The sequence below is a fragment of the Paraburkholderia antibiotica genome (assembly GCF_012927125.1).
Taxonomy (GTDB): Bacteria; Pseudomonadota; Gammaproteobacteria; order Burkholderiales; family Burkholderiaceae; genus Paraburkholderia; species Paraburkholderia antibiotica.
In genome coordinates, this window is sequence record NZ_JABBFZ010000014.1 from 205,750 (window position 1) to 212,654 (window position 6,905).

Below are 6,905 nucleotides of genomic sequence, written 5' to 3' on the forward strand. Positions count from 1 at the left end.
AAACCATGGAGACCACCCGATGACGCGTAGCTATTCGAACTGGTTCGTGCGCGCGCGGCTGAAGACGCGCCAGTTGCTGCTGCTCGCGGCGATGGAGGAGGAAGGTAACGTGCGCCGTGCCGCCGACGTGCTCGGCATGACGCAGCCGGCCGCGTCGCGCCTGCTGAAGGAACTGGAGGACATGCTCGACGTGAGCCTGTTCGACCGCACGCCGCACGGCATGCACGCGACGCTCTACGGCGAAGTGATGATCCGCCACGCGCGCATGGTGCTGTCGAATCTGAGCCAGGCGCACGACGAAATCTCGGCGCTGCGCTCGGGCCTCGCGGGACAGGTACGGATCGGCGTGATCGCCGCGGCAGCCGCGACGATGGTGCCGCGCGCGATCGCCAGCGTGAAGGAACGCTATCCGCAATTGCAGATCTGGACCGAGGTCGAGACCTCCGACGTGATGCTGCCGCAACTCGCCGAGGGCGATCTCGACATCATGATCGGCCGCGTGCTCGAACGGCAGAACCAGTTCAAGACCGACGTGCGCTACGAGCCGCTCGCCGACGAACCGCTGTGCGTGGTCGCGCGCCCCGGCCATCCGCTCGAAAATGAGACAGGTTTGACACTGCGCGGGATCGTCAACGCGAGCTGGGTGCTGCACCCGCCGGGCAGCGTGCTGCGCCATCGCTTCGATCTGATGTTTTCGCAGATCGGGCTGAATCCCCCGCAAAACGTCGTCAATACCAACAATTTCCTCGCGATTTCGAGCCTGCTGCTCCAAAGCGACATGTTGGCGGTCCTGCCCGATGAAGTGGCGCGTCAGTACCAACAGTACGGCGTATTGAAACGTGTACCGATCGATTTACCGTGCAGGATGGATACATTCGGTATCATCACGCGCCAGTCGCATCTGCTGTCGCCGGCCGCGGCCGTCGTGCTCGACGCGTTGCGGGACGCGGCTCGCGAGGTCTACGGCGTGGCCAGCGAGCCCCCCGTGGCCCGGTAAATGCTTCCTTCCACGTCATAGGCACCGGCTGACGGCGCGGGAGGTACATGCGATGTACGGCAAACACAAGAAACGGCAACGCGCCGTCGACGACTCTTTTTCGCTGCGCTCCGGTGGAGCGAGCGCCTGGTTTAGCAACGGCATGGCTCTCAAATCGACGATTTACAAGGCGGAACTGCAGATCGCGGACATGGACCGGCACTATTACGCCGACCATTCGCTGACGATCGCCCGTCACCCCTCGGAAACCGACGACCGGATGATGGTCCGCGTCGCCGCGTTCGCGCTGTTCGCACAGGAACGGCTGGAATTTTGCAAGGGTTTGTCGGATGTCGACGAACCCGACCTGTGGCAGAAGGACCTGACCGGCGCGATCGAAACCTGGATCGAGGTCGGCCAGCCCGACGAGCGGCGCATCGCGAAGGCGAGCGGGCGCTCGAACCACGTGGTCGTGATCGCTTATGGCGGCCGCGCGTCGGAGATCTGGTGGCAGGGCGTGCGCAACAAGGTCGAGCGCATGCGCAATGTGACGGTGTGGACGCTCGGCGAAAACGTCGCGGCATCGCTCGGCTCGCTCGCCGAACGCACGATGCGGCTGCAATGCACGGTGCAGGACGGCGAAGCGTGGCTCGGCAGCGCCGAGGCCGACGCGGTGAAAATCGACTGGACTGTGCTGAAGGCACCCGCCGACGCCTGAGCTGTTCGATCGTCCCGAGCCGTCCGAATGGCCCGATTGTTCAGATCTGAACCGGTTTGTGTCGGATTTGCGTCGCCGCGCGCGAGCCGGCTTCGACACGACGTTTAGAGCGACGTGACCCGCGCCGCTTCCGGCGGCCCCTTCAGTTCGACCATGTTGCCCTCCGGGTCGAACAGATACAGCGACGGTCCAAAACCGTCCGCGCCATAACGCACCCCATGTTCGCCGAGCCGCGCACCGTGTGCGGCCAGATGCGCGCGGAGCGCATCGGCGTCGAACGCGTCGACGCGCAGGCACAGGTGATCCATGTTGCGCCCGGCGCCCACCACACCGTTTTCCGCGCGATCGAGCTTCGCGCCAACCTGCAGCAGATCGATCAGCGAGCGTCCGGCGCGCAGTTGCGTAAGGCCGAGTTCGCGCTGCTCCTTTTCGAGGCTGCAGCCGAGCACGTCGCAGTAAAAGCGCGCCAGCGTGTTTGCATCGGCCGCGCGGATCACCACGTGGTCGATCTCGCGAATGTGGATTTTCATGTCGCACGCCCTTTGGCTGGTTCGGAGAACCGATTAGCGAAGTGTAGGAGAAAGGGCGGGAGGGCGACGTGGCCCGGAAAGGTGAGCAAAAAACGCGGGCAAAAAAAAAGCCCGCTCAAGTGGAGCGGGCTGAATCCATATCAGGAGGAGACATGGAGGAGACAGTTCCTAATATACACATCGGGTTGGTGCGACGCAATAACTTTTTAAGGGAAAACCCGATATTGGGAAAAATTGTCGTGGTTTGAGGCAAAACGCCCGACCAGTAGGCATCTCGAGGCGCTTCGGACTACGATTTACCGGGTTTTGACCCCGATGGAAGTAGGGACAAACGTCGTCGAATGACAGAGCAAGAAGCGGGGCGTAGTGTGTCGCCATCGGGCCTACATTGATGAGCATCGACATTGCCTGCTCCGATGTCTGTCACCGGGGCTCACAGGACCCATCATGAACGCCACCACCCGCAACTCCGCCGCCGTCCGCGCTGCCGCTCATGCCGCCGCCCCGGCCGCTACCGACACCGTTACCGACACCCCCGCCTGGCGCACCGACGACGAGCGCTGGGACGCCGTCACGCGCCGCGACCGCGAGGCCGACGGCGCCTTCTTCTACGCGGTCAGGACGACCGGCGTGTTCTGCCGGCCGTCGTGCGCGTCGCGCCAGCCGCGGCGCGAGAATGTCGCGTTTTTCACCGATGCCGCCGCCGCGCGCGCCGCGGGCTTTCGCGATTGCAAACGCTGCCAGCCCGGCGGCCTGCCGCGCGAACTCGACATCGTCAATCGCGCGTGCACGGCGCTCGACGCCGATCCGCAGCAACGTCTCACGCTCGCGCAGTTGAGCGACGCCGTGCACGTAAGCCCGTTTCATTTGCAGCGGCTGTTCAAGCGCGTGGTCGGCGTGTCGCCGCGTCAATATCAGGCCGCGCAGCGCGGCGCCGCGTTGCGCGATGCGCTGAAGGGCGGCGCCGACGTCACCCGCGCGACGCTCGACGCCGGCTTCGGCTCGCCGTCGCGGATGTATGACAGCGCGCCGGCCGAGCTCGGCATGGCGCCGTCCGCGTATCGCCGCAAGGGCGCGGGGCTGACCGTGCGTTACGCGAGCGCGCCGACCTCGCTCGGCTTCGTGCTGGTCGCCGCGACCGACAAGGGCATCTGCAAGATCGGTTTCGGCGACGATGCCGCGCCGCTGCTCGACGAACTGCGCGGCGAGTTCGCGAACGCCGAGCTGCGGGAAGACGCCGGCCGGCTCGCTCCGTTCGTCGCGCAGATCGACGCCTATCTGCGCGGCACGCGTCAGGACTTCGATCTGCCGCTCGACATCGCCTCGACCGCGTTCAAGCAGCGCGTATGGGACGCGCTGCGGCGCATTCCGTACGGCGAGACGCGCAGCTATTCGCAGATCGCCGAGGCGGTCGGCTCGCCGCGCGCGGTGCGCGCGGTCGCGAGCGCCTGCGCGACGAACCCGGTCGCGCTCGCGATTCCGTGTCATCGCGTGGTACAAAAGGGCGGGGCGCTCGCCGGCTATCGCTGGGGGCTGCCGCGCAAGGCCGCCTTGCTCGACAATGAGGCCCAGCATGCCGGCGGCGCCGCAGCCGGCGATACACCGCGCCGCGCCGGCCGCACCGAAGCCGGCGCGCACGCCAAGAACAACGACAACCGACTGGATCACGCCGCGTGAGTACGCTTAACGACGTCGCAACTCTCGAACTTCCGTTCAAAGCCCCGTTCGACTGGCCGCGCCTGCTGCGCTTTTTCAGCGGCCGCGCGACGCCGGGCGTCGAAGCCGTCGAAGATGGCGCGTATCGTCGCGCGATCGAGTGGAACGGCGACAGCGGCACGCTCAGCGTGCGGCTGCATCCGCGAAAACACTGCATCGTCGCGAGCATCGACGGGCCGGTCAGCCGTCACGCGGACGCGCTGGCCGTGCCGGTCGCGAAGATGTTCGATTTGCGCGCCGAGCCGAAGAAGATCGCCGCCGGACTCGCCGCCGACCCGTGGCTCGCGCCGCTCGTCGAAGCCGTGCCCGGCCTGCGCGTGCCGGGCGCGTGGTCGGGCTTCGAGCTGGTGGTGCGCGCGATCGTCGGACAACAGGTCAGCGTGAAGGCCGCGACGACGATCATCGGGCGGCTCGTGCAGCGCGCGGGCGAGCGCATCGACGGGCATCCGCACGAGAACACCGCGTGGCGTTTTCCGACGCCGGCCGCGCTCGCCGAGGTCGATCTCGCGCAGATCGGCATGCCGGGCAAACGCGTCGCCGCGTTGCAAGGCTTCGCGCGCGCGGTTGCGAGCGGCGACGTGCCGCTCGATAGCGACGCGGTCGACGCCGCCAGCCTGCGCGCGGCGCTGCTCGCGCTCGCGGGCATCGGACCGTGGACCGTCGAATATGTGGCGATGCGCGCATGGCGCGACCCCGATGCGTGGCCCGCGTCGGACCTCGTGCTGATGCAGTCGATCTGCGCCCGCGACCCGTCGCTCGTGCGGCCCGCGCAGCAGCGCAGTCGCACCGACGCGTGGCGGCCGTATCGCGCGTATGCGGCGATGCATCTGTGGAACGAGATCGCGGATCGGGCGGGCGCGGCGCGCGGCGGGTGAAGACCGCCGTGACGGTGTGGCGTGATGACGACATAGCGGTGTGACGCTCTGGCGGCGAGACCGCGGTTCCAGCCGCGCAACGCGACGCCCGGCCGCCGATTTCATCGCGAAAACAAACGGCAAACGATGCCGCGACGCGACGCCGAACCCGTGCCGAGGCGACCGCAAGCAGCCGTTCTGGCGAGATGTTAAAGTGCCCGCTACTGAAAATTCCGCCGAACGTTGTCGCCACACCGTTTCGCCTGCGCAGCATCGGGCGGTTCACAGTGGTGGGCACCGCGCGACTCGCATCAATGCCAAACACGACACCTTCCCGCACGACCGACGCGTTCTCGCACCGCCTGTCCGTGCTCAGCTCAGGCCCACAGCGCGATGCGCTGATACACGGCCTGCGCGGCATCGAAAAGGAAAGCCTGCGCGTCGCGCACGACGGCCAGCTCGCGATAACGCCGCATCCGCGCGCGCTCGGCTCGGCGCTCACGCATCCGTCGCTGACGACCGACTACTCCGAAGCACTGCTGGAGCTGATCACGCCGGCCGAACAGGACGTCGCCGAGACGCTCGCGCAACTCGACGTGCTGCATCGCTTCGTCTACGCGGAACTGGGCGACGAGATCCTGTGGAACAACTCGATGCCGGGCCTGTTGCCCGCCACCGACGACGGCATTCCGATCGCGAACTACGGCACCTCGAACATCGGCAAGCTCAAGCACGTGTACCGGATCGGTCTCGCGCTGCGCTATGGCCGCACGATGCAGTGCATCGCCGGCATCCACTACAACTATTCGCTGAACGAAGAAGTGTGGCGGCGGCTGCACGCGGATGAGCAGGCCACCGCGAATGCCGTCGATTTCCAGTCCGACCGCTACCTCGCGCTGATCCGCAACTTCCGCCGCACGAACTGGTTGCTGATGTATCTGTTCGGCGCGTCGCCGGCGCTCGACCGGCGCTTCCTGCGCGATCGCCAGCACACGCTCGACACCTTCGACGCCGACACGCTGTATCGCCCGTACGCGACGAGCCTGCGTATGAGCGATCTCGGCTATTCGAACACCACCGCGCAAGCCGCGCTGCACGCCGACTACGACACGCTGCCGGGTTATCTCGACGCGCTCGCGAAGGCGGTGAGCCAGCCGTTTCCGGCCTACGAGCAGATCGGCACGCAACGCGACGGCGAGTGGGTGCAGATCAACACCAACGTGCTGCAGATCGAAAACGAGTTCTACTCGACGATCCGGCCGAAGCGCGTCACCTATCCGGGCGAGCGACCGCTGCATGCGCTCGCGGCACGCGGCGTGCAATACGTCGAAGTGCGCTGCATGGATATCGATCCGTTCGAGCCGAGCGGCATTTCGCTCGAGACCTCGCGCTTTCTCGATGCCTACCTGCTCGTCTGCGCGCTCGACGACAGCGCGCCGCTGCCGCCGGCTGCGTACTGCGAAGCGAACCAGAACTTCGGCCGCGTGACGATGGAAGGCCGCAAGCCGGGCCTCGAACTGAGCCGCGACGGCAAGCCGGTTGCGATGCTCGAATGGGCCGACGAATTGCTGGTGAAGATCGACGCCGCAGCCGCCGTGCTCGACAGTCTGCACGGTGGCGACGCGCATGCGCGCTCGGTGGCGGTGCAACGCGCGAAGCTCGCGGACGTGTCGTTGACGCCGTCGGCGCGCGTGCTGCAAATGATGCGCGACAAGCAGCAGAGTTTTCTCGCGTTCGGCCTCGCGCAAAGCGAAGCGCACGCCGCGTACTTCCGCGCGCGTCCGCTCGATGCCGCACAAAGTCAGGCATTCGCCGCGCTGGCGGTGCAATCGCTCGACGAACAGGCCAGGCTCGAACGCGAGGAAGTCGGTTCGTTCGATGCGTTCGTGGCTGCATATCGCGCGTATACGCTGAATCGTTTCAGCGTCTGAGCGCGCTTCAGGCGCGTGCATCGCGTTGGCATATGTGGAAAAGCGGCCTGGATTGAACTGCACCCCAAAAGTTGGACACTGATCCAACCTTTGGGGTGTTTTTCATGGCGAAGTACGACGAACGGTTCAAGCAGCGGTTGGTAGACGCATATTTGCAAGGCGAGAGTGGGATTAAAGCGT

6 protein-coding genes are annotated in these 6,905 nt (G+C 66.1%); 5 read left to right on the forward strand and 1 reads right to left on the reverse strand.

The window, feature by feature from the left end:
* Window positions 1–19 precede the first annotated feature (19 nt).
* Window positions 20–997: a LysR family transcriptional regulator gene (locus HHL14_RS22105; protein ID WP_169499735.1), complete on the forward strand. Its 978-nt coding sequence runs from the start codon at window positions 20–22 to the stop codon at window positions 995–997.
* 142 nt (window positions 998–1,139) lie between these two features.
* Entirely contained in the window at window positions 1,140–1,694 is a 555-nt protein-coding gene (locus HHL14_RS22110; protein WP_169499736.1) for a YaeQ family protein, read from the forward strand.
* Window positions 1,695–1,798: 104 nt separating this feature from the next.
* Here the strand turns inward: HHL14_RS22110 and HHL14_RS22115 are convergent, their stop codons facing one another.
* A complete protein-coding gene (locus HHL14_RS22115) occupies window positions 1,799–2,224 on the reverse strand; it encodes a VOC family protein (RefSeq protein WP_169499737.1) in 426 nt (141 codons plus the stop codon).
* 447 nt (window positions 2,225–2,671) lie between these two features.
* Here HHL14_RS22115 and ada point away from each other — a divergent pair, with 447 nt between their 5' ends.
* From ada to gshA, 3 genes are all read left to right on the forward strand, one after another.
* Window positions 2,672–3,901 carry a bifunctional DNA-binding transcriptional regulator/O6-methylguanine-DNA methyltransferase Ada gene (ada, locus tag HHL14_RS22120; protein WP_169499738.1) on the forward strand — a complete coding sequence of 410 codons (1,230 nt, stop codon included), beginning with the start codon at window positions 2,672–2,674 and terminating at the stop codon, window positions 3,899–3,901.
* A complete protein-coding gene (locus HHL14_RS22125; RefSeq protein WP_169499739.1) occupies window positions 3,898–4,815 on the forward strand; it encodes a DNA-3-methyladenine glycosylase family protein in 918 nt (305 codons plus the stop codon). The genes ada and HHL14_RS22125 overlap by 4 nt, the downstream gene beginning before the upstream one ends.
* A gap of 293 nt (window positions 4,816–5,108) precedes the next feature.
* Window positions 5,109–6,725 (forward strand): glutamate--cysteine ligase, encoded by a 1,617-nt coding sequence (gene gshA / locus HHL14_RS22130; protein ID WP_169499740.1) that lies wholly within the window; start codon window positions 5,109–5,111, stop codon window positions 6,723–6,725.
* Window positions 6,726–6,905: the final 180 nt, after the last annotated feature.

What these genes read in the sequence shown, in the direction of transcription:
- HHL14_RS22105 (WP_169499735.1), top strand. Translation starts at nt 20, where the DNA reads ATGACGCGTAGCTATTCGAACTGGTTCGTGCGCGCGCGGCTGAAGACG.
- HHL14_RS22110 (WP_169499736.1), top strand. Translation starts at nt 1,140, where the DNA reads ATGGCTCTCAAATCGACGATTTACAAGGCGGAACTGCAGATCGCGGAC.
- ada (WP_169499738.1), top strand. Translation starts at nt 2,672, where the DNA reads ATGAACGCCACCACCCGCAACTCCGCCGCCGTCCGCGCTGCCGCTCAT.
- HHL14_RS22115 (WP_169499737.1), bottom strand. Translation starts at nt 2,224, where the DNA reads ATGAAAATCCACATTCGCGAGATCGACCACGTGGTGATCCGCGCGGCC.
- gshA (WP_169499740.1), top strand. Translation starts at nt 5,109, where the DNA reads ATGCCAAACACGACACCTTCCCGCACGACCGACGCGTTCTCGCACCGC.